We start from the raw sequence: 19341 nt of genomic DNA on the forward strand, positions 1-19341 counted from the left end.
CGTTCGTACGAGGAGTAGGCAATTCACATGACGAAGCAACCCGTGTCCGTCAATGGTGTCGTCCGTTGGAAGGACGTGGGACTGTCCGACGAAGAACATGCCGAGACGAAGGACGTCAAAGTGGGCGTTTTGCGACAAGAAATTGGCGAAGTGCTCCGTAGCGTCCGCCAGCGTCAGGGACGCACTCTGCGAGAAGTTTCGCACAGTGCTCGTGTGTCGCTGGGCTACCTGAGCGAGGTGGAGCGAGGCCAGAAGGAAGCATCCTCCGAGCTGCTGGCATCCATCTGCACCGCTCTCGAAATTCCCCTGTCACAGATGCTGCGTGAAGTTGCAGATCGCCTCGCATACGCCGAGGGCAACTACATTCCGGATACCGTGCCTTCCGAGATGACCGAAGAGTTCACTCGTGAGGTCCGCCAGTTGCGCGGGGGCGCAGCCACTTCGGCGCACTAATCCCATCCGCTCACCAGCGTTAGAGTTTCCAGGGCCCGTCGGCATTGTCGGCGGGCCCTTGTTATGTCACCCCACCGTTGTAGTCCGCTAGGAAAGGCCGCATGCGCATCAGTACGTTCTGGGAGTTCATGGCCCACGAGTTCGGGTCCGGATACTCCAAGGTTCTCGCTCGAGATCTCGTCATGGCAGAAGTGGGGGACCGGACCGCCGTCGAAGCCCTCGACGCAGGCATCGACCCCAAGCACGTGTGGTTCGCGATCTGTAAAGCGCAGGAGATCCCGCAGGAGCGTTGGTGGGGCCCGGACAGGGAACCCAAGTCCTAGTCTGCGCAATGGCGTCGAACGCCAATCGAATGTATATTCGAATCAGATCATCCGGGCTCCACATCCTTCGTGAGCCCTTATGCGTGTCGGACCCCCTCAGTAGGTTGAGACACGAACCAAACAACAGGGCCCGGAACACAGGCCCCTAAGAACCGAGGTGAATCATGGCAGCCAAGTCAAAGGGAACCACTTCCGTTCCCTCTCAGGTGGTCGGCTCCGATCGCGAGAAGGCTCTGGATACTGTCCTGGCACAGATCGACAAGAACTACGGCAAGGGTTCGGTCATGCGACTGGGTGACCGCCCGGCCACTCGCATCGAGACCATTCCCACTGGCTCCATCGCTTTGGACGTGGCCCTGGGTATCGGAGGATTCCCGCGCGGTCGCGTGGTCGAGATCTACGGTCCGGAATCTTCCGGTAAGACCACCGTGGCACTCCACGCAGTGGCGAGCGTTCAGCGCGCCGGCGGTATCGCCGCGTTCATCGACGCAGAGCACGCCCTGGATCCCGTGTACGCCGAGAAGTTGGGCGTGGACACGGACAACCTACTCGTGTCCCAGCCGGACACCGGTGAGCAGGCACTGGAGATCATGGACATGCTGGTGGGCTCCGGCTCCATCGACATTGTCGTGATCGACTCCGTGGCAGCGCTGGTCCCCAAGGCGGAAATCGAAGGCGAAATGGGCGACAGCCACGTGGGTCTGCAGGCGCGTTTGATGTCTCAGGCGCTGCGTAAGATCACCGGTCGTCTGTCGCACACGAACACCACCGCCATCTTCATCAACCAGCTGCGCGAGAAGATCGGTGTGTTCTTCGGCTCGCCGGAAACCACTACCGGTGGTAAGGCTCTGAAGTTCTACGCCTCGGTGCGTGTGGACGTCCGTCGTATTGAAACTCTCAAGGACGGCGCCAACCCCGTGGGTAACCGCACCCGCGCCAAGATCGTCAAGAACAAGATGGCGCCGCCCTTCAAGCAGGCCGAGTTCGACATCCTCTACGGCCAGGGCATCTCCATCGAGGGTGGCCTGATCGACATGGGTGTGGAGCACGGAATCGTCAAGAAGTCCGGTGCCTGGTTCACCTATGAAGGTGACCAGCTCGGTCAGGGTAAGGAGAACTCCCGCCGGTTCCTCAAGGACAACCCAGAGTTGGCCGCGGAAATCGAGCGGAAGATCCTCGTCAAGCTCGGCATCACTGAGGGCACCGAGGAGCCCGAGGAGGACACCGTGGTGGAAGCCCCCGAGGACGACATCCTTGAGGCTCCGGATTCGACCAAGCCGGAACTTCCCGCGTTCTGATCGAGGTGACTGAGCGATGAGCCAGTCCTCCAGCTACAACTCCCGGCGACGCAGGGCCTCGGAACGGTACCGAGGTCCTGCGGAGCCACCCGCGGAAGGCTCAGCTGGCCAGGACGTCGAGCCCGATCAGCGTGAAGTTGCTCGGGCCATCGTGCTGCGCCAGCTCACTGCCTCCGCCAAGTCTCGTAAGCAGCTCGAAGACAAGCTCGCGGACCGCGATGTTCCCGAAGAAGTCGCCCAGGAAGTTCTGGACCGCTTCGAAGAGGTCAACCTGGTGGACGACCGCTCCTTCGCCGCGATGTTCGTGCGGTCCCGAGCCGAAACGCGCAAGCTTTCCCGCAACGCGCTGCGCCGCGAACTGCAACAACGGGGCATTACGGGGGAACTTGCGGAGGAAGCCCTTGAGCAACGCACCGACGAGGACGAGACCGAGGATGCCCACGAGCTCGTACGCAAGAAGATGCCCAAGAGCATCGATTTCTCGGATCGAAAAGAAGTCGACAAGGTCACCCGGCGTCTCGTCAGCATGCTCGGTCGCAAGGGGTACCCGCCCGGACTCGCGTTCGGGGTGGTGAAAGAGGAGCTATCGGCGTTCGGCACCGAGAATGACTTCTCGGAACCGGATCCCTGGCCCAGCGTGTAGCGCATGACTCGGTTAATTTGACCTGGTCCTTAACATAGTGGGGTGACTCAACTGACCGACACACTGGTGAATGCCGCCCCCGCCGCCTCTGATCTGCCCGCGCCCGCTTATGAGGTGCGCACTCTGGGCTGCCAGATGAACGCCCACGATTCGGAGCGCATCACCGGTCTGCTCGAAGAAGCGGGCTACGTGCCCGCCGTGGATCGAGACCCTGATCTCGTGGTGTTCAATACCTGCGCGGTGCGCGAAAACGCGGACAACAAGTTGTACGGCCAGCTCGGTCAGTTGGCACCGGCCAAGAAGCGCAATGAGCGCATGCAGATCGCCGTGGGCGGCTGCCTTGCTCAGAAAGACCGTTCCACCATCGTGGAAAAGGCCCCCTGGGTGGATGTCGTGTTCGGTACCCACAACATTGGTTCCCTTCCAGTGTTGCTGGAGCGCGCCCGTCATAATCACCAGGCCGAGGTCGAGATCCTCGAGTCGCTCGAAACTTTCCCCTCGACTCTGCCCACCAAACGCGAGCAGGCGTACGCCGGATGGGTCTCCATTTCGGTGGGCTGCAACAACACCTGTACGTTCTGCATCGTCCCGCAGCTGCGCGGTAAGGAGAAAGACCGCCGCCCCGGGGACATCCTGGCCGAGGTGCAGGCGCTCGTGGATTCCGGCGCTGTGGAAGTCACCCTGCTGGGTCAGAACGTCAACTCTTACGGTGTGGAGTTCGGTGACCGCGGTGCGTTCGCCAAGCTCCTGCGCGCCTGCGGCGAGATCGAAGGGCTGGAGCGTGTCCGCTTCACCAGTCCGCACCCGGCGGCTTTTACAGACGACGTGATCGACGCGATGGCCGAGACCCCCAACGTGATGCCGCAGTTGCACATGCCGCTGCAGTCGGGCTCTGACCAGATCCTCAAGGACATGCGTCGCTCATACCGCTCCAAGAAGTTTCTGGGGATTCTCGAACGGGTCCGTGAACAGATTCCCAACGCGGCGATCACCACCGACATCATCGTGGGATTCCCCGGTGAGACCGAAGAAGACTTCCAGGCCACGATGGACGTGGTCGAGGCCTCCGAGTTCTCCTCCGCCTTCACGTTCCAGTACTCGATTCGCCCCGGCACCCCTGCTGGCGAGATGGCGAATCAGGTTCCGCACCACATCGTCCAAGAGCGTTTCGAACGGCTAACAGCTCTGCAGGACCGAATCAGTGCGCGGTTGAACCAGCAGTTGGTCGGCTCCACCGTGGAGGTCCTGGTCAGCGCGCACCAGGGCCGTAAATCGGAGAGCACCCACCGCCTGAGTGGTCGGTCGCAGGACCAGCGGCTCGTGCACTTCTCCGTGCCTGAGGGCGCTGAGTCCCCGCGCCCGGGTGACTTCGTGACAGTTCCGGTCACCGCGGCCGCGGCCTACCACTTGCTGGCCGACCCCAAGGACTCCACCGAATATTCACTGCGCCGTTCCCGCGGCGGGGACGCGTGGGAAGCTGCCCAGGCGGAATCCTGTGGCACCGACGGTTCTGGTAAGCCCGGCACCGTCGGGCTCGGTATGCCTGCCCTGCGCACCAATTAGGTGGCTGCCATCTCATGGCCGCCCGAAGGCCCACCACTGATCGCCGTGGTTGGTCCCACCGGAAGCGGTAAATCGGATCTCGCGCTGGCCCTCGCCGAAGCTCTCGATGGCGAGGTCATCAACGGTGATGCCCTCCAGTTCTATCGGGGCATGGACATCGGTACCGCCAAGATGTCAGTCGCCGAGCAGCGCGGTATCCCGCACCACCTGCTCGACATCATGGATATTTCCGAGGAAGCCTCGGTCGCCCGGTTCCAGACGGACGCTCGGACCGCAATCGACGACGTCGCCGCGCGCGGCAAAGTGCCGATCCTCGCCGGCGGTTCGGGGCTCTACGTCCGCGCCGCCGTGGACGCCATCGAGTTCCCCGGAACGGACCCCGCAGTTCGGGCCCGCCTGGAGAACGAATTGGCTGAACAAGGGCGCGGCGCGCTCCTAAGGCGACTGAGCGACGTCGACCCCCAATCCGCAGCGCGCGTCAAAGATGACCGGCGGCTGGTACGGGCGCTGGAGGTCTACGAAGTCACCGGGCGACCGTTCACCTCGTTCATGCCGCAGCGCGAGTACGTGCGCCCCACGGTGCAATTCGGTCTGGACATGGACCGTGAAGTTCTCAACGAACGCCTCGCTCAACGCATCGACGGGATGTTGGACGCGGGATGGCTGGATGAGGTGCGCTCGCTCGAGAAGCGGGGTCTGCGCGAGAGCCCCACGGCGGGTAAGGCCCTGGGCTATCCCCAACTCCTGGATGTGCTGGCCGGGGAGCGGACCTTGGAAGATGCCCGGGAGGACACCGTGGTGGCCACCCGTCGCTTCACCAAGAGGCAACGCACGTGGTTCCACGCGGACCCGCGGGTGCACTGGCTCGACGCGGGACATCCCGGCGGCGTGGACGCACTTGCATGTGATGCCGTGAGGATGATTGAGGCCGCGTAAACTGGCGGCCGTGACTGAAACTGTGGATCGGGGAGTGAAGACCGTGGACTGGCGTGAATTGGTGAACCATGAAGTGGTAAAGGCCCACGGAACCGGCAACGACTTTGTGGTGTTCACGGATGAACACGGTGAGATCCCGCTGTCCGCGGACACCGTGGTGGCCGTGTGCGATCGTCATATGGGTCTTGGCGCGGACGGCGTGATTCGCGTGGTTCGTGCGAGTGAGCTGCCCGAGGGCCGGAAACTCACGGAGCAGGATCCCTCGGTCGAGTGGTTCATGGATTACCGCAACGCTGATGGTTCCATCGCGCAAATGTGCGGCAACGGTGTGCGCGTTTTCGTGGACCACATGGTTCGGGAAGGTCTCGTGGAGCTTCCCCAGGGATCGCAGCTGCGCATCGGCACCCGCGCGGGTGTGCGATCCGTGGCCCGCACCGAAGGCGGTTACGCCGTGGACATGGGGCCGTGGAGCTTCATCGCCGGTGAGGACGCCCGTGAAAAGGGCTCGGATGCCGTGGTCACGACCGACGGTTTGAGCGTCCCCCGCCCGGGGTTATCCATCAGCATGGGCAACCCGCACACCGTGGTGGCCCTGTCCGAGGAAGACAAGCTGGATCAGTTGGACCTTCGCCGAGCGCCATCGGTCTCGCCGGAACCCGAGGACGGCACGAACGTCGAGTTCGTGGTGCCCGTTGATCACGACGACACCGAGGTCGGCCGCATTCACATGCGCGTGTTCGAGCGCGGTGTGGGGGAGACCTATTCGTGCGGCACCGGCGCGTGCGCGGCCGCGGCGGCAACCCGCTTCTGGGGCGGCGCGGATGCACCGGACCGCTGGTTGGTGGAAGTCCCGGGCGGAGTGCTGTCCGTGACCTTCGTGCCCGCAACCGACGGCACCGAGCACGTGGTGCTGGCTGGACCGACTCGCGTGGTGGCCCGAGCCGTCCTTGCATAACGGGCTCCACCATCCGGAGGCCCCGGGATGTCGGACTGGGCCCGGCTCACCGCGTCGGTCCTAGGTCGCAAAGATCTGTGCCGGCTCTCGAGGCCGGTCCCGAGCTGCGGGACTATGGCCGGGAATGCCCGCGCTATCGCGCGCGTTCTACCGTGAGGATCCGGAAGCCCTTGTCCGTGGCAGCGCGTTCGATCGTGAACTCCTCGGCGTCCAGGACCGTGCCGAGCCAGCGCTGCAGTGAATCTCCGCCCAGGTTCTTCTGAACCACCAACCAGGCGGTGCCGCCCGGTGCCAGTCGGGGCAGCCACGTCAGCAGAATCTCGTGCAGTGCTTCCTTGCCCACGCGAATGGGCGGGTTGGACCACACGGTGTCGAACTGGCGATCCTGGGGAACGTCCTCGGGGCGGAAGGTCTCCACGTGGGACAGTCCGTGAGCCTCGGCGTTTCGGCGGGTGAGGTCAAGACTGCGGTCATTGACATCGACCGCCGTTACCGTGGCCTCCGGATCGGCCAATCCCATGGCCAGGGTCAACGGACCCCAGCCACAACCAATATCCAAGAAATGACGGCCGGTCGGATCGGGAACGTTGCGCAAGAGTGCGGCGGTTCCCTTGTCCAGATCACCGGGGGAGAACACTCCGGCGGCGGTCTGAACTCGCACTTCGCGACCACGCAGGTCCACTGAAATCTGCCGGGGCTTCTCCGGCAGGGACGGATCGGTCACAAAGTAATGCGCACTGTGCGGTTCTGGGGCCATGGCTCCACATGCTATCGCTCAGCGCTCCGTGTCGGGGTGCAGCGATAGACTGAACGAATTACCAGCAGCTTGCAGATCAAGGAATTATGACTGAATCTCACCGCCCCGAAGACTCCCAGCACCGCGCGTCGGTGACACCGGGGGAACCCTCGGGCGCCGATCTCGAAGACGTCGTCGCCAGGGTTCTGGCTCGCGCCCACGCGCAGAAGGAACCCACCATTTTCCGCGACGGCGCTCAGGATGCCACCGAACAGCGCCGCGACCCCCTGGGCCGCGCGCGCGAACTTCTCGACGAGGATCCGCAGTTCTCCGACGCCGACGGCGAGCAACAAGACCTTGCCGAACGTCATGCACTGCGCCGTGTCGCCGGTCTCTCCACCGAACTCGAAGACGTCACCGAGGTCGAATACCGTCAGCTCCGCCTGGAACGCGTGGTGCTCGCCGGCCTGTGGTCCGCCGGAACCCTGGCTGACGCGGAGAATTCACTCCGGGAACTCGCCGCGCTCGCAGAGACCGCCGGTTCCGAGGTCATGGACGGAATGCTCCAGCGCCGTGTGAACCCGGATCCTGGAACCTACCTGGGCTCGGGCAAGGCCATGGAACTCCGGGACGTGGTCGCGGCAACCGGGGCGGACACCGTGGTCGTCGATGCCGAACTCGCGCCGTCCCAGCGTCGTGCCCTGGAAGACGTGGTCAAGGTCAAGGTCATCGACCGCACCGGTCTGATCCTGGATATCTTCGCCCAACACGCCAAGTCCAAAGAGGGCAAGGCGCAGGTCGAACTGGCACAGCTGGAATACATGCTCCCTCGCCTCCGTGGTTGGGGTGAGTCGCTGTCCCGCCAGGCCGGTGGCCGTGCCGCTGCCGGTGAAGGCATTGGCTCGCGTGGCCCCGGTGAAACCAAGATCGAACTCGACCGACGCAGGATCCGCCAGCGCATGGCTAAACTGCGCCGCGAGATCGAAGCAATGAAGCCCGCCCGCGAAACCAAGCGGCTCAACCGCAAGCGGTTCTCGGTGCCGTCGGTGGCCATTGCCGGATACACCAACGCCGGTAAGTCCTCACTGCTCAACCGGCTCACCGACGCGGGCGTGCTCGTGGAGAACGCGCTGTTCGCCACGTTGGACCCCACAGTGCGCAAGGCGGAAACCCCGGACGGGATCGGCTACACGCTCTCGGACACCGTGGGTTTCGTGCGTTCGCTGCCCACCCAGCTCGTCGAGGCCTTCCGCTCGACGCTCGAAGAAGTTGCCGATGCCGATGTCATCGTGCACGTGGTCGATGCCTCGCACCCGGATCCCGAGGGCCAGCTCAAGGCCGTCCGCGATGTCCTCACGGACGTGGGCGCAACCGACATTCCGGAGATCGTGGCGCTCAACAAGTCGGACGTCGCGGATCCCGTGGTGCTCGGCCGCCTACTCAACCACGAGAGCCCTTCGGTTGCCGTCTCGGCTCGCACGGGTGAGGGCATCGAAGAACTCAAGCAGCTGATCTCTCGGGCGATCCCGCGCCCGGATCACGAGCTGGACCTGCTGATTCCCTATGTCCACGGTGAAGTCGTCTCGCGATTGCATGCCCAGGACGCCGAGATTCTGAGCACGGAGCACACCGAGGACGGCACGCGCTTGCGCGTGCGCGTCCGGGGAAGCCTCGTGGCGGAACTCGAGGAGTACCGGCTTGGAGCGGCGTCGGCGGAAGATGCGCAGCCGGACGAAAACGGCGCGGACACCGCATAGGTATGGCAGACCCGTTCATTGACGAGACCGGGCGCGACATTTCGGACCTTCGGCCCGAAACCCTGCCCGGAGCCAAGGATTCGCTCGAGCTCCTCGACGCCGCCGTGACCGCCATGGGCGGGCAGAGGCGCGACGGGCAGCGGTTCATGGCGGCCAAGGTAGCCGAGGCCCTGGACACCCGCAAACACCTCTTGGTTCAGGCGGGTACGGGCACGGGTAAATCCCTGGCCTACCTGGTTCCGGTGTTCGAGCACGCCCAAACCGCAGATAAACCCGTGATCATTTCGACCGCGACTTTGGCGTTGCAGTCGCAGGTGACCGGTCGCGACGTGCCGCGGGTATTGGATGCGGTCGAGGAGCACCTGGAGCACCGGCCCAACGTGGCCCTGCTCAAGGGCCGCTCCAATTACGCGTGCCTGCACAAGATCGGCGGTGGGTACCCCACCGATGACGACGCCGCTCTGTTCAATCTCGCTGAACCGGCCGGTTCCGCTCGTGGCGGGGAGACGGCCGTGGGTAAGTTGGGCCAGCAGGTCAAGCGGTTGCGCGAATGGGTCGAGTCCACAGAGACCGGGGACCGGGACGACGTGCAGCCCGGCGTTTCCGATGCAGCCTGGCGTCAGGTCTCCGTGACCGCTCGTGAGTGCATCGGGCGCAAATGCCCGCTGATCGAGGAATGCTTTGCCGAGAAAGCACGGTTGGCCGCGGGCGAAGCGGACGTGGTGATCACCAACCACGCGCTGCTGGCCATCAACGCCTTCGAGGGGTTGGCCGTGCTGCCCGAACACGACGTGGTGGTCGTGGACGAGGCTCACGAACTGCAGGACCGGGTCACGGGGGCCGTCACCGGTGCGTTGTCCGGTGCCGCGGTACGCGCGGCGGCGAGCGGCGTGCGTAAACACACCGCGGCCCCGCACGAGGACCTGGACAAGGCTGCGGATGCCTTCGACCGAGCTTTCAACGGCGATCCGAACGGACTGCTGCCGCGAGGATTCACCGAAGAGCAGGTCTACGCCGTGCGGGGAGTGCAGGACGCCGCACGTGCCGGATTGAGCGCGACCAAGGGTGACTCCAACGCGGAGGACGCGGGCCGTCATGCGGCGCGGTCACGGTTGTCCGAGATTCTCGACACCGCTGATCGCCTGCTCACGGCCAACACGGATCACGATGTCCTGTGGATCTCCCGTGTGGGGCGTTGGGGGCAGTCCTCCGGCTACGTGTCACCGGATGCCGGTGAACCGGCAACCCTCAATATCGCTCCGCTCAGCGTGGCGGGCGCGCTGCGAGAAGGACTCTTCGACGGCCGCACGGTGGTGCTGACTTCTGCCACGTTGGCCGTGGGGTCATCGTTCTCGTCCGTGGCCGGTGCCCTCGGTCTGCAGGGTGCGGGCGCTCCGCCGTGGCGCGGCGTGGACGTGGGAAGCCCGTTCAACTACCCCAAGCAGGGAATCCTGTACGTGGCCAGGCACCTACCCAAGCCGGGCCGGGGCGTGTCCTCGGAGCAGTTGGCTGAATTGGCCGAACTGCTCAAGGCCTCCAACGGTGGTGCCCTGGGGCTGTTCTCGTCCCGCCGCGCAGCGGAAGAGGCAACCGAGAAACTGCGCGAACTGATCGACACTGAGATCCTCTGCCAGGGGGAGGCGTCCCTGCCGTCGCTGGTGAAGGACTTCACGGACGACCCCACCGCCAGTCTTTTCGGGACCATGAGCCTGTGGCAGGGCGTGGACGTGCCCGGGAATTCGTGTCGCTTGGTGGTCATCGACCGCATTCCGTTCCCGCGGCCTGATGATCCACTGGGGACCGCCCGGACCAGGGCCATCGAACGTGCCGGTGGTAACGGCTTCATGGCCGTGTCCGCGACTCACGCCGCGGTGAAGCTTGCCCAGGGTGCGGGACGCCTGATCCGTTCCAGCAACGACCGCGGTGTGGTTGCCGTGCTCGATTCGCGATTGGCGACGGCGCGATACGGAACCTTCCTGACCAAGTCACTGCCGCCGTTGTGGCCCACCGCGGACAAGTCCAAGGTGCTGGGCGCACTGAAACGGCTCAGCAGCTCGCAGTAGTTCCGCAGCAGCATGGGGAGATGACGTTCAGACACGGGCGGAACGTGATCCTGCAGTCGCTGGGAGCCGTTTCCTTTTGGTGAACCCCCGAACGGAAACCGGCCCGGTAGGTGAATTCACCTACGGGCCGGTTCTTTCATGGTGAGTGGCTAATGGAGGATCCGTCAGAGGGACCGGAAAACCGATACAACCTTGCCCATCACCGTGGCGTGATCGCCCAGGATGGGCTCGTACTGGGTGTTCTGCGGCAGTAGCCAGGTGTGACCGTCACGCTGGCGGAAGGTCTTGACCGTAGCCTCGTCATCGAGCAGGGCCGCCACGATGTCACCGTTGAGCGCGGTGTTCTGCTGGCGCACCACGACCCAGTCACCGTCACAGATAGCGGCGTCGATCATCGAATCACCGGACACCTTGAGCATGAACAGGTCACCGTGACCGACGAACTCGCGCGGAAGTGAGAACACGTCTTCGACCGACTGCTCTGCCGTAATGGGGCCACCGGCCGCGATTCGTCCGACCAGGGGCACCGAAGCCATGGAGTCATCCGGGCTGGTGGTGGGCAACTGCGTGACGTTGTGCAGTGTGCCGTCCGAAGCCTTCGGAGACTGCTCGGCCGGTTCTGGCTCGCCCAGTTCCCGAGCCAGTTCGGCCTCCGAGAGCGGGCGCAGAACTTCCATGGCCCGAGGGCGCCGAGGGTCTCGGCGGATATAGCCAAGCTTCTCGAGCTGGCCCAATTGGTGGGTCACGCTCGATAGCGAGGCGAGGCCCACAATATCGCCGATTTCACGCATCGACGGGGGATAACCGCGCTCACCGATGGCTTGCTGCACCGCCCCCAGGATGGTTCGCTGACGCGCGGTCAATGGCCGCTGGGGTCGCGGGGACTCCGAACCGGAGGGGGAAGGTGTGCTCACGAGTTGGGGTCCTTTCACCGTTTTCCGACCGCGGGGTCAACCGCGACGTACTCCGTACCCGTCGAGTTCAATCCTGCCGCTTATGCGTGTCAGTGACGTTCGGTCAACTAGTACGGACGTTGCTTCAAGACTAGTGCGCCAAGAGTGAGGACTCAAACACATGTTCGATTTTTCTCTCGACAAGGTTCGTACACCCGTGCTAGAACTTAACGCAGATATTCGAAAACGTGTTCTAACGCCGGGGAAAGGGTTCGAACACCCTGCCGCTTCATCCCGCGGTCACCGGAAAGTTCACCAGGAGGTTGCCATGACCACACATATCTTGCCCACCAGCGCCCAGAGCTTCACTCGCGCGCCCAAGCTCAACCTGACCCGTCGCGGACGGTTCGTCTTCATCGGGCTGCCGCTCATTACGGGTGCCGCCGCACTGCTGGTGGTTGCGGTCATCTTCCTGCTTCCCTCCACCGTTCAGGCCAATACCGATCCCGTGGGTGAACCGGTAACCCACTCCGTGACCGTCCAGTCCGATCAGTCCCTGTGGGAGATCGCTTACGCGGCGGACCCGCAGCGCGACACCCGTGAGGTCATGGACGACATTGTGGAGCTCAACGGACTGGCATCCTCGGAACTGTCCGCCGGTCAGCTGCTGGAGATCCCCGCACGCTGAATCGTGTGAAGGCCTGCTCGGCGCTTAAGCTAGGGGAGTGAGCCAAAATCTCGATCGCCTAGAAGCCCTGCCCCTCCGTGAGAACCTGCGGGGCATGTCCCCGTACGGCGCACCCCAACTAGATGTTGCGGTTGCCTTGAACACGAACGAGAACACACACCCCGTTCCCCAGCCCGTGGTGGACGCCATCACCGAGCGTGTTTCGCGGGCCGCGGGTCAGCTCAATCGCTATCCGGATCGGGAATTCACGGAACTTCGCACGGCATTGGCCGCATACCTGGACCACGGACTGACCGCCGACAACCTCTGGGCAGCCAACGGTTCCAACGAGATCCTGCAGCAGATTCTGCAGACATTTGGTGGCCCCGGACGTTCGGTCCTCAGCTTCGTGCCGACCTATTCGATGTACCCCTTGCTGGCCTCCGGGACGGGAACCAAGTTCATCGCGGGTCAGCGCGCGGAAGATTTCACTTTGACGGCTGAGTCCGCCGCGAAGCAAGTACGTGAGCACAAGCCCGATGTGGTCATTCTGTGCTCGCCGAATAATCCAACCGGCACTGCGCTTGGCCTGGACGTGGTCGAAGCCGTGTACGAGGCCGCGGAAGAATCCAACTCCATGGTCATCGTGGATGAGGCCTACGCGGAGTTCGCCCGATTCGGCACTCCTTCAGCGCTCACACTGCTCGAGGGTCGCCCTCGCTTGATCGTCACCCGCACCATGAGCAAGGCCTTTGCGCTGGCCGGTGCCCGTTTGGGCTATTTCGCCGCGGCCCCCGAGGTCACGGATGCCATCCGTTTGGTCCGGTTGCCCTATCACCTCTCCGCCGTCAGCCAGGCGACCGCCCTTGCGGCGCTCGAACACAGCGATGTCCTGTTGAGCACCGTAGAAGACATCAAGATGCAGCGCGACCGAATTGTCGACGACCTCAAGCGCCTGGGTCTGGAACCGGCCGAATCTGATTCCAACTTCGTGTTCTACGGGGGCATGGAGAACGCCCAGCAGATGTGGCAGAACCTGTTGGATCAGGGCGTTCTGGTGCGCGACGTCGGAATCGCCGGCCACCTGCGCGTGACCGCAGGCACCGAGGACGAAACCACCGCATTCCTGGCCGCAGTGGAGAACTACCTGCAGCAGAAGTAATCCGCGGGTGGAGTCATCCACCCGTCATCCAGCGGGCCCGGCAGGCCCGCGCATTAGACTGAAGAGCGCCGCTGTTTCCGGCAGGCGCACGCAGAATTCGAGGAGTTACACCCCGTGATGTCCCCAACCAACTCACCTCGTACGGCCGTGGTGGAACGCGTAACCAGTGAATCCACTGTCCGCGTGGAACTGAACCTGGACGGCACCGGTCAGTCCAACATCGAGACCACCGTGCCCTTCTACAACCACATGTTGACGGCGCTGTCCAAGCACTCCCTGATCGACCTCAACGTTCAGGCCCACGGGGACACCGACATCGACGTGCACCACACGGTCGAGGACACCGCCATCGTGCTCGGTGACGCGTTCCTGAAGGCGCTCGGTGACAAGCGAGGCATCCGTCGCTTCGGTCAGGCCACCGTCCCGTTGGACGAGGCGTTGGCCTCGGCGGTCGTGGACGTGTCCGGCCGACCGTACGTGGTGCACACAGGCGAACCCGAAGGCCAGCAGTACCACTTGATCGGCGGTCACTTCACCGGCTCGATGACTCGCCACGTGTTCGAGTCCTTCGCCTACCACGCCCAGCTGTGCCTGCACATCGATGTCATTCGCGGTCGGGACCCGCACCACATCGTGGAAGCGCAGTTCAAGGCACTGGCCCGCGCACTGCGCGAGGCCGTGGAACGCGATGCCCGCATGGCTGACGCCATCCCGTCCACCAAGGGAGCTTTGTGAACCCCGGTAACGAACAGGTGTCCGAGACCGAACAGGCCCCGTGCGTCGTCGTTCTCGATTACGGCGCAGGCAATGTGCACTCGGCCGTGCGCGCACTGGAGGCCGCAGGAGCACGCGTGAAGCTCAGCGCCGATCCGCAGGACGTGATGGATGCCGACGGGCTCGTCGTCCCCGGCGTGGGTGCCTTCGCAGCGGTCATGGATGGACTGCGCTCCGTTCAGGCTCCCCGACTCATCGACCGTCGCCTCAGCGGCGGCCGACCCGTTCTGGGCATCTGCGTGGGCCTGCAGGTCATGTTCGATGAGGGTGTCGAACACGGTGAACGTTCGGAAGGCTTGGCCCAGTGGCCCGGAACCGTGGAGCGCCTGAACGCACCCGTGGTACCCCACATGGGTTGGAACACTGTGGAACCGCCGCAGGATTCGATCCTCTTCAAGGGCATTGAGAACGAGCGCTTCTACTTCGTGCACTCCTACGGTGTGCAGGACTGGAATTTCGATCAGACCATTGAGCGCATGAAGGCACCGGGCGTCACGTGGTCCGAGCACGGTGGCCCGTTCGTTGCGGCGGTGGAGAACGGCGCGCTGAGTGCGACGCAGTTCCACCCGGAGAAGTCCTCGGCCGCAGGCATTGCCCTGTTGCGCAATTGGCTCAGCACGCTGCCGCGCACCGGCCGCATGGCGGACCGTATGCCGGCGCGGGGCGCGGAGGTCGAAAAGTGACCTTCTCCATGCTGACCATGGTGCTGGGGGCGTTCTTCGCCGGTGGTGCCATTTCGTTCAAGCAACAGAAGAAACCGCTGTGGTCGGTGTTGCTCTTGGCGGCCATTGCCTTGGCGCTGATCATTTACGGCGCGTATTCCTGGTTCACGTCCGTGTAGTTCCCGCCGCGGCGTGGGTCGCGGCATCTTTCGTGCAGTCATTGAGCGGTATCCACCGCCGGTAAGGAGAACCATGTCTCAAGACACCACCCCCCGTTTGGAATTGTTGCCCGCCGTGGACGTGCAAGACGGCCAGGCCGTGCGTCTCGTTCAGGGTGAGGCCGGTTCCGAAACCGGGTACGGCGATCCCGTGGACGCCGCACTCATGTGGCAGGAGGCCGGGGCGGAATGGCTGCACCTGGTGGACCTGGACGCGGCGTTCGGTCGCGGTGACAACATCGACGTGCTGCGTCGCGTGGCCGAGCGGATCGAGATGAAGATCGAGATGTCCGGCGGTATCCGTGACAACGAATCCCTCGAGCGGGTTCTGTCCCTCAACCCCGCTCGCATCAACTTGGGCACCGCAGCCCTCGAGAATCCCGAGTGGACCCAGCGCGTGATTGCCGAGCACGGTGACGTGATCGCCGTGGGCCTGGACGTTCGCGGCACCACCCTGGCCGCGCGCGGCTGGACCAAGGAAGGCGGCGATCTCTGGGAGGTCCTGGATCGCCTCGAGGCCGACGGCTGCTCCCGTTACGTGGTCACGGACGTGACCAAGGACGGCACGCTCAAGGGCCCCAACGTGGACTTGCTGGCCGAGGTGGCCCGTCGCACCGACAAGCCCGTGGTGGCCTCCGGCGGCGTGTCCTCTCTTGAGGACATCGCTGCGCTGCGCGAACTCGTGCCCGTGGGCGTCGAGGGCGCCATCGTGGGAAAGGCCCTCTACGCGGGTAAGTTCACGCTGCCCGAGGCCCTCGACGTGGCCGGTCGCCCGAATGCCTGATAGCTCCGACTCTCGATCGTTGCCCGCGCACATCGCGGCGCAACTACGCTCGGCCGGCGGTAGCGAGGACACCGGCGGCCAGGCGTGGGAGGGTCGCAACCTGGGGGAGGGCACCAGTCACACGCACCTCTTCCCCGACGACGACGGCGCCGCGGCACCCGGGATTTCCGCCGCCTTGGCGGCGTGGCGAGAAGGGCGCGCCTCCGAAACGGATGTCGTTGCGGCACTGCCCGGTATCAGGGTCTTCGTGCCGATCGTGGCCGAGGTCACCCATTCTGAGATCACTGAACACGGTTTGGTGTCCGATAAGGAAGCTGACATGGCCCTGGTGAGTCTGCGCACCGCCGACGGCCGCAAGGCCCTGCCGGTGTTCACCGCTGTGAATGAGCTGTCCGCGTGGAACTCCGAGGCGCGACCCGTTGCGGTGGATATCCGCAAGGCAGCGCTGTCCGCGGTTCAGGACGGATCAGATCTACTGGTCGTGAATCCGGGTTCTGACCCGGCCTTCGTGGTGCGTCGTCCGGCGATGTGGTGCGTGGCGAAAGCTACGGCCTGGACGCCGTCGTACCTGGATTTCTCCGTGGACGACGCCGTTCTGCGTGCCGCCCTGGACATGGAGCACATTGTCTCCGCACGCACCGAGCCGGGCCCCGGAATCAATGGGAAGCGATCGGACGGGGCACTGCTGAACGGCGGCGCCACGGGTCCCGAACTCGTGATCGTGTTGCAACTGACTCCAGGACTGACCCAAGAAATGGTTCAGGCCACGATCGGCCAGTACCAGCAGAAGCTGGTCACCGAGCCGATCATGGCCGAGAACGTGGATTCCTTGGGGCTTCGCCTGACCGCTTAGCCGAACACCGGGCCGGTGAACTTTTCACCGGGGCCGGCGCCGGGGGCGTCCGGGAACGGGGATGCCTCACGGAAAGCTAACTGCAGGGACTTCAAACCGTCACGCAGGGGAGCCGCGTGCTGCGAGCCGATCTCCGGGGCGGCGGCGGTGACATAACCCGCCAGTGCGGTAATGAGTTTGCGGGCCTCATCGAGGTCCTTGAGTTCCTCGGCGTCGTCACCAGCGGCCAGGCCGCACTTCACGGCCGCGGCACTCATGAGGTGAACGGCGGCCGTAGTAATGACCTCGACGGCGGGAACTTCCGCGATGTCGCGCATCTGCTCGTTGACCGCCTCGACGGTCTCGTCGGGGGCGCCGTGTGCGCCGTGGCCCTGGGTGTTGTCGTCGAATTCGAAGCGCTCGTTGCGCGGTGCATCGGTCATGGATCTACTCTAAATCAGTCTGGCAACGCGGCGGCGCCGAGCAATATGTGCGGGTGGTGAGGCGATCATCACCTCCACGGTTCGCGCTCACGGCCGCCCATGCGCTAAACTATTTGGCAGTGTGCAAGTGGAGGTAACTCCCACCCGTGTCCGCCCGCGTCAAACCGGGTTGTAGGACTCCGGGTCAGTGACCGGAAATCCGAGATCCACGCCGTGAGGTGTGTGATCCATTCGTATTTCTGATGACAGTGTGGTTTCAACCTCCGCTCGCGCCTATCGCAGCGGAGGTTTTTTGTTGCGGTAGTTCATAGCAACGGGGAAACCCACGAACATCAGGAGATTGGCATTAGCGATCCACGTATCAATGACAGAATCCGTGTCCCGGAGGTCCGCCTTGTCGGACCCGGCGGCGAGCAGGTTGGCATCGTACGCGTCCAGGACGCACTGCGGCTAGCACGCGAATCGGATCTCGATCTGGTCGAGGTCGCACCCAACGCCAAGCCTCCGGTGGCCAAGCTCATGGACTTCGGCAAGTACAAGTACGAGGCCGCGGTCAAGGCTCGTGAGGCTCGCAAGAACCAGGCGAATACCGTGCTCAAGGAAGTTCGGTTCCGCCTGAAGATCGACACTCACGACTACGAGACCAAGGTCGGTCACGCCAAGCGCTTCTTGGGTGCTGGCGACAAGGTCAAGGCCATGATCCAGTTCCGTGGCCGTGAGCAGCAGCGCCCCGAAATGGGCGTCCGTTTGCTCGAGCGTCTCGCGGAAGATGTCGCCGAGGTGGGTGTGGTGGAAACCAACCCCCGCGTCGACGGTCGCAACATGGTCATGGTCATCGGTCCGCTGAAGAACAAGGCTGAGGCTCGCGCCGAGGCCCGTCGTCAGAAGCAGCGCGACGAGTCCAAGGCGGACAACGAGCGGAAGCAGCGGGTGGACACCTCCAAGGCTGCCCCCGTGACCCAGTCCATCGGGGATGCGTTCCCGGAGGAACTGCGGAGCAAGGCAACCGCTCCGGAGACCACGGAAGAAGCACCGGCTCAGAACACCGAGCAGGCCAAAGTTTCGGACCAGGCTGATACCAAGCCCGAGTCCACCGAGGTCGAGGCACCCAAGGCTGAACCCAAGGTTGTGGATGCTCCGGCCGTTGATCCCAAGATCGGTCAGGCTGCTCCGGCAGTGACCGAGACGGAGGAACAGGCGGAGAAGCGCACCGAGGAGGCTTCCACCGAGAAGCCCAAGGCGGCGGCGTCGTCGACCAAGCCCAAGGCGGCCAAGGAGAAGCCCAAGGCTGCTCCCAAGCCCGTCGCGGCCCCGAAGCCCGGTGCCCCCAAGCCCGGAGCTCCCAAGCCGGGTCCCGCTAAGCGCTGAGGCGCGCAGCACACAGTGAATTGACATCGTTGGGCGTGCAACACGCTCAACACAAGCGTGGCCGTCGCTTGCGAGCGGCGGCCCACCGGTGTGCGTCACCGGTTGAACCAAAGGAGACGGCCACCATGCCGAAGATGAAGACCCACAGTGGAGCTAAGAAGCGTTTCAAGCTCACCGGTTCGGGCAAGGTCAAGCGTCAGCAGGCCAACCGCCGCCACTACTTGGAGCACAAGTCTTCGCGACTGACCCGCCGCCTCGCGAGCGATCAGATCGTGAGCACCCCGGGCGAGGCCAAGGCCATCAAGCGGATGCTGGGCAAGTAAGCCAGCGCTAACCAAGTTTTGTGCCGTGAGAACGGCACTGTGAAGTTTGAGATTGTTCCGATCGCGATCGGAACCGAACCGTAAGGAGTACACACGTGGCACGTGTGAAGCGGGCGGTCAACGCCCACAAGAAGCGTCGTGAAATTTTGGAGATGGCCTCCGGTTACCGCGGACAGCGTTCGCGCCTGTACCGCAAGGCCAAGGAACAGGTGCTGCACTCGTACACCTACTCCTACAACGACCGTCGCAAGAAGAAGGGCGATTTCCGTCGCCTGTGGATCCAGCGCATCAACGCTGCTTCCCGCGCCAACGGCCTGACCTACAACCGTTTCATCCAGGGCCTGAAGGCCGCTGAGGTTGAGGTGGACCGTCGCATGCTGGCTGAGCTGGCTGTCAACGACGCCAACGCTTTCGCCGCTCTGGTCAAGGTTGCCAAGGACGCACTGCCGGAGGACACCTCCGCACCGCGCAACGCTGCCTGATCAGGT

22 protein-coding genes are annotated in these 19341 nt (G+C 64.0%); 19 read left to right on the plus strand and 3 right to left on the minus strand.

The genetic code is table 11. The features are described 5' to 3' along the window. Positions 1–27: 27 nt before the first annotated feature. The 7 genes from EWV37_RS10855 (at position 28) to dapF (ending at position 6171) form a co-directional block, all read left to right on the plus strand. Positions 28–453, plus strand: coding sequence for a helix-turn-helix domain-containing protein (locus EWV37_RS10855; RefSeq protein ID WP_016996785.1), 426 nt, complete (start codon positions 28–30; stop codon positions 451–453). Between the two features lie 101 nt (positions 454–554). Then, positions 555–776 carry a DUF3046 domain-containing protein gene (locus EWV37_RS10860; RefSeq protein WP_095796701.1) on the plus strand — a complete coding sequence of 74 codons (222 nt, stop codon included), beginning with the start codon at positions 555–557 and terminating at the stop codon, positions 774–776. Positions 777–940: 164 nt separating this feature from the next. Next, positions 941–2074, plus strand: a complete 1134-nt coding sequence (gene recA, locus EWV37_RS10865; RefSeq protein ID WP_095796700.1) for a recombinase RecA — start codon at positions 941–943, stop codon at positions 2072–2074. A gap of 16 nt (positions 2075–2090) precedes the next feature. After that, complete coding sequence (locus EWV37_RS10870) at positions 2091–2717, plus strand: regulatory protein RecX (RefSeq protein ID WP_129701556.1); 627 nt, start codon at positions 2091–2093, stop codon at positions 2715–2717. 51 nt (positions 2718–2768) lie between these two features. After that, positions 2769–4280, plus strand: a complete 1512-nt coding sequence (gene miaB / locus EWV37_RS10875; protein WP_193554317.1) for a tRNA (N6-isopentenyl adenosine(37)-C2)-methylthiotransferase MiaB — start codon at positions 2769–2771, stop codon at positions 4278–4280. Beyond that, positions 4281–5216 (plus strand): tRNA (adenosine(37)-N6)-dimethylallyltransferase MiaA, encoded by a 936-nt coding sequence (gene miaA / locus EWV37_RS10880; RefSeq protein ID WP_129701558.1) that lies wholly within the window; start codon positions 4281–4283, stop codon positions 5214–5216. It begins immediately after the preceding gene. 22 nt (positions 5217–5238) lie between these two features. Continuing rightward, entirely contained in the window at positions 5239–6171 is a 933-nt protein-coding gene (dapF, locus tag EWV37_RS10885; RefSeq protein WP_371514558.1) for a diaminopimelate epimerase, read from the plus strand. Positions 6172–6304: 133 nt separating this feature from the next. Here dapF and EWV37_RS10890 read toward each other — a convergent pair whose 3' ends face one another. After that, a complete protein-coding gene (locus tag EWV37_RS10890) occupies positions 6305–6928 on the minus strand; it encodes a class I SAM-dependent methyltransferase (protein WP_095796697.1) in 624 nt (207 codons plus the stop codon). An 86-nt stretch (positions 6929–7014) separates the two neighbouring features. Here EWV37_RS10890 and hflX point away from each other — a divergent pair, with 86 nt between their 5' ends. Then, the gene (hflX, locus tag EWV37_RS10895) at positions 7015–8664 is read left to right on the plus strand and encodes a GTPase HflX (RefSeq protein WP_129701560.1); all 1650 of its coding nucleotides are present in this window, start codon (positions 7015–7017) and stop codon (positions 8662–8664) included. 2 nt (positions 8665–8666) lie between these two features. Continuing rightward, the gene (locus EWV37_RS10900; RefSeq protein ID WP_129701562.1) at positions 8667–10727 is read left to right on the plus strand and encodes an ATP-dependent DNA helicase; all 2061 of its coding nucleotides are present in this window, start codon (positions 8667–8669) and stop codon (positions 10725–10727) included. Between the two features lie 164 nt (positions 10728–10891). Here EWV37_RS10900 and lexA read toward each other — a convergent pair whose 3' ends face one another. After that, positions 10892–11641 carry a transcriptional repressor LexA gene (lexA, locus tag EWV37_RS10905; RefSeq protein ID WP_129701564.1) on the minus strand — a complete coding sequence of 250 codons (750 nt, stop codon included), beginning with the start codon at positions 11639–11641 and terminating at the stop codon, positions 10892–10894. Between the two features lie 307 nt (positions 11642–11948). On the opposite strand from lexA, the gene EWV37_RS10910 reads away from it, so the two are divergent. The 7 genes from EWV37_RS10910 (at position 11949) to EWV37_RS10935 (ending at position 16740) form a co-directional block, all read left to right on the plus strand. Next, entirely contained in the window at positions 11949–12308 is a 360-nt protein-coding gene (locus EWV37_RS10910; protein ID WP_095796693.1) for a LysM peptidoglycan-binding domain-containing protein, read from the plus strand. A gap of 37 nt (positions 12309–12345) precedes the next feature. After that, entirely contained in the window at positions 12346–13449 is a 1104-nt protein-coding gene (locus EWV37_RS10915; RefSeq protein WP_095796692.1) for a histidinol-phosphate transaminase, read from the plus strand. A 117-nt stretch (positions 13450–13566) separates the two neighbouring features. After that, entirely contained in the window at positions 13567–14184 is a 618-nt protein-coding gene (hisB, locus tag EWV37_RS10920; RefSeq protein ID WP_095796691.1) for an imidazoleglycerol-phosphate dehydratase HisB, read from the plus strand. Next, entirely contained in the window at positions 14181–14906 is a 726-nt protein-coding gene (gene hisH / locus EWV37_RS10925; protein WP_238663217.1) for an imidazole glycerol phosphate synthase subunit HisH, read from the plus strand. Before hisB ends, hisH begins: the two co-directional genes overlap by 4 nt. Beyond that, positions 14903–15064 (plus strand): hypothetical protein, encoded by a 162-nt coding sequence (locus EWV37_RS15500; RefSeq protein WP_165189398.1) that lies wholly within the window; start codon positions 14903–14905, stop codon positions 15062–15064. The genes hisH and EWV37_RS15500 overlap by 4 nt, the downstream gene beginning before the upstream one ends. A gap of 73 nt (positions 15065–15137) precedes the next feature. Continuing rightward, positions 15138–15887, plus strand: coding sequence for a bifunctional 1-(5-phosphoribosyl)-5-((5-phosphoribosylamino)methylideneamino)imidazole-4-carboxamide isomerase/phosphoribosylanthranilate isomerase PriA (priA, locus tag EWV37_RS10930; RefSeq protein ID WP_095796690.1), 750 nt, complete (start codon positions 15138–15140; stop codon positions 15885–15887). After that, positions 15880–16740 carry an SseB family protein gene (locus tag EWV37_RS10935; RefSeq protein WP_095796689.1) on the plus strand — a complete coding sequence of 287 codons (861 nt, stop codon included), beginning with the start codon at positions 15880–15882 and terminating at the stop codon, positions 16738–16740. Before priA ends, EWV37_RS10935 begins: the two co-directional genes overlap by 8 nt. Here EWV37_RS10935 and EWV37_RS10940 read toward each other — a convergent pair. Beyond that, the gene (locus tag EWV37_RS10940; RefSeq protein ID WP_371514557.1) at positions 16737–17057 is read right to left on the minus strand and encodes a DUF1844 domain-containing protein; all 321 of its coding nucleotides are present in this window, start codon (positions 17055–17057) and stop codon (positions 16737–16739) included. The two genes, EWV37_RS10935 and EWV37_RS10940, sit on opposite strands and share 4 nt — an antisense overlap. 477 nt (positions 17058–17534) lie before the next feature. Between EWV37_RS10940 and infC the strand changes: the two genes are divergently transcribed. The 3 genes from infC to rplT all read left to right on the plus strand — a co-directional run bounded on the left by infC (position 17535) and on the right by rplT (position 19335). Next, positions 17535–18530, plus strand: coding sequence for a translation initiation factor IF-3 (gene infC, locus EWV37_RS10945; protein ID WP_238663220.1), 996 nt, complete (start codon positions 17535–17537; stop codon positions 18528–18530). Positions 18531–18655: 125 nt separating this feature from the next. Next, positions 18656–18853: a 50S ribosomal protein L35 gene (rpmI, locus tag EWV37_RS10950; protein ID WP_016998296.1), complete on the plus strand. Its 198-nt coding sequence runs from the start codon at positions 18656–18658 to the stop codon at positions 18851–18853. 95 nt (positions 18854–18948) lie between these two features. Beyond that, positions 18949–19335, plus strand: coding sequence for a 50S ribosomal protein L20 (gene rplT / locus EWV37_RS10955; protein WP_016998297.1), 387 nt, complete (start codon positions 18949–18951; stop codon positions 19333–19335). Positions 19336–19341: the final 6 nt, after the last annotated feature.

This window comes from Kocuria carniphila (assembly GCF_004136555.1).
Taxonomy (GTDB): domain Bacteria; phylum Actinomycetota; class Actinomycetes; order Actinomycetales; family Micrococcaceae; genus Kocuria; species Kocuria carniphila.

Bases quoted from the DNA above. Each gene is read 5' to 3' on its own strand.
- EWV37_RS10900 (WP_129701562.1), top strand. From the start codon at position 8,667: ATGGCAGACCCGTTCATTGACGAGACCGGGCGCGACATTTCGGACCTT.
- hflX (WP_129701560.1), top strand. From the start codon at position 7,015: ATGACTGAATCTCACCGCCCCGAAGACTCCCAGCACCGCGCGTCGGTG.
- EWV37_RS10910 (WP_095796693.1), top strand. From the start codon at position 11,949: ATGACCACACATATCTTGCCCACCAGCGCCCAGAGCTTCACTCGCGCG.
- hisB (WP_095796691.1), top strand. From the start codon at position 13,567: ATGTCCCCAACCAACTCACCTCGTACGGCCGTGGTGGAACGCGTAACC.
- recA (WP_095796700.1), top strand. From the start codon at position 941: ATGGCAGCCAAGTCAAAGGGAACCACTTCCGTTCCCTCTCAGGTGGTC.
- EWV37_RS10860 (WP_095796701.1), top strand. From the start codon at position 555: ATGCGCATCAGTACGTTCTGGGAGTTCATGGCCCACGAGTTCGGGTCC.
- EWV37_RS10870 (WP_129701556.1), top strand. From the start codon at position 2,091: ATGAGCCAGTCCTCCAGCTACAACTCCCGGCGACGCAGGGCCTCGGAA.
- EWV37_RS10935 (WP_095796689.1), top strand. From the start codon at position 15,880: ATGCCTGATAGCTCCGACTCTCGATCGTTGCCCGCGCACATCGCGGCG.
- EWV37_RS10855 (WP_016996785.1), top strand. From the start codon at position 28: ATGACGAAGCAACCCGTGTCCGTCAATGGTGTCGTCCGTTGGAAGGAC.
- EWV37_RS10890 (WP_095796697.1), bottom strand. From the start codon at position 6,928: ATGGCCCCAGAACCGCACAGTGCGCATTACTTTGTGACCGATCCGTCC.
- priA (WP_095796690.1), top strand. From the start codon at position 15,138: ATGTCTCAAGACACCACCCCCCGTTTGGAATTGTTGCCCGCCGTGGAC.
- rpmI (WP_016998296.1), top strand. From the start codon at position 18,656: ATGCCGAAGATGAAGACCCACAGTGGAGCTAAGAAGCGTTTCAAGCTC.
- EWV37_RS10940 (WP_371514557.1), bottom strand. From the start codon at position 17,057: ATGCGCGACATCGCGGAAGTTCCCGCCGTCGAGGTCATTACTACGGCC.